The organism is Cellulomonas sp. P2_B4, assembly GCF_056404795.1.
The window spans coordinates 1-557 of sequence record NZ_JBFUDI010000092.1 but is presented as its reverse complement, the minus strand read 5'-3'; the positions used below and the strand labels follow the sequence as shown (position 1 = coordinate 557).

At 63.6% G+C, this 557-nt stretch carries 1 protein-coding gene; it reads left to right on the top strand.

The window, feature by feature from the left end:
* Positions 1-206: 206 nt before the first annotated feature.
* A partial coding sequence (locus AC1DZC_RS20265) for a phage connector family protein (RefSeq protein ID WP_477044538.1) occupies positions 207-557 on the top strand: 351 nt, incomplete at its 3' end.

The window sequence follows — 557 nt, the reverse complement described above, 5'->3', positions numbered from 1 at the left end:
GTCCTGCATTCTCTCCCCTTTTCGCAAGCCATGATTATCCGCACGTTTGCGGTCGTTTCGTCAACTGCCCTGTGCATGCCAAGGCGCCAAAACAGGGGGATTTTTTCCGGTTTCGAGCGACGTTTTGCTGCGCGGCATGCTGCAGGCGAAAAAGGCTCCTCCGGCGCTTGATTCAAACTCCGTTCCGGCCGGCCTAAACACGGCGCATGGCCATCAGCATCACCATCTGCAACCTCGCCCTTGGCGAGCTTCGCGCACCGCCCATCGCCGATATCGACGAGCCCACCACCGAGGCGGCGGAGTGCCGGCGTTATTATACGCATTGCCTCAAGCTGCTGCTCGAACGCTTCGACTGGAGCTTCGCCACCAGGATCACGACACTCGCCGAACTCGGCGTCAATCCGCGGGCGAGCGAATGGGCACGTGCCTATGCCCTGCCCGCGGACATGGCGACCGCGCTGCGGCTCGTGCCACCGGTGGGTGGCTGGCCGGCAGGGTCAGTGAGCCTTCCCGCGGTGCCTGTACTGGCCCACCCCTTCGTCATCGAGGACGGCGTG